Source organism: Eubacterium aggregans (assembly GCF_900107815.1).
Lineage (GTDB): Bacteria > Bacillota > Clostridia > Eubacteriales > Eubacteriaceae > Eubacterium_O > Eubacterium_O aggregans.
Genome location: NZ_FNRK01000061.1, coordinates 1 through 1,241, shown reverse-complemented (window position 1 = coordinate 1,241; position 1,241 = coordinate 1). Strand labels below are relative to the sequence as shown.

The 1,241-nt window shown below is 47.1% G+C and carries 1 protein-coding gene; it reads left to right on the top strand.

Annotation, left to right across the window (positions count from 1 at the left end; all coding sequences use genetic code 11):
• Nucleotides 1-153: 153 nt before the first annotated feature.
• The coding region (gene istA / locus BLW33_RS13910) for an IS21 family transposase (protein ID WP_143032667.1) at nucleotides 154-1,241 on the top strand (1,088 nt) is incomplete at its 3' end.

Here is a 1,241-nt window from a genome sequence, read left to right as displayed (position 1 = left end):
TGAGTATTCCAATGTAATTGTGCGCCATTTCCGATAATCCAGAGCAGGTGTTTCCAATATTTCACAGCACCCTTTTCCGGAGCCAGTGCAGTTGCGTTATAATTGTTTTATACACGAGCAATTGTGTAAATACAATGATGGAGGTCGATAATTATGGTGAATTATCGAGAAATAATCCGGCTGAAAAGTCAGGATTACAGTAATACACGTGTTGCTACCAGCACGGGGAGCTCACGTAACACGGTTGCCGAAGTCTGGCAGCTGACACAGGATAAAGACCTTAAATGGCCGATTCCGGATGAACTGACCAATCCGGATCTGCAGGCCATTCTCTATCTGGATCGTGCCTGTACCAATGGCAGGAAACTTCCTGACTTTGAAACCATTCACAATGAACTGGCAAAACCCAGTGTCACGCTTTCTCTGCTTTGGGCGGAGTACTGCGAGCAGTGCCGAAATGAGCAGGTCATTCCTTATCAGCATTCTCAGTTTAACGACAAGTATCATGCTTATGCCGCATCCAAGAAAGCGACGCTGCGCATTAAACGCAAGCCCGGTGAACTCACCGAAGTGGACTGGGCGGGAAAAACGCTTACGGTCATTGATGAAGCAATGGGCGAACCGGTGACGGCCTATGTTTTTGTTGCCTGTCTGCCGTGCAGCCTTTACAGCTACGCCGAAGCCTTTCCGGATATGAAATCCCCCCACTGGATTGAAGCACATGTTCATGCCTACCGTTACTTTAACGGTGTAACCCGGATTGTTGTGCCGGACAATCTGAAAACCGGGGTCATTAAGAATACCCGCACGGAGTTGATTTTAAACCGTTCTTACTATGAAATGGCGGAATATTATGGCACCGCCATTATTCCGGCCCGACCTTACTCACCCAAGGATAAACCAAATGCTGAAGGAACAGTCGGTGTGATTTCGACATGGATTATTGCGGCCCTCCGCAATCGTCAGTTCTTTTCCTTTATCGAGCTCAATGCTGCCATTCAGGAAAAGCTGACGGAATTCAATAAGAAACCATTCCAGAAAAAGAAAGGCAGCCGGTTCTCCGCATTTGAAGAAGAAGAAAAATCCTTCCTCATGCCTTTACCTGCTGCCCCGTATGAAACGGCTGTCTGGTCAACTGCCACCATCCAACCCGATTATCTCATAACTGCCGGGAATTGCAAGTACTCTGTTCCATATGAATTTATCGGTAAAAAGGTCGATGTTCGGGTTACCGAAAAGTG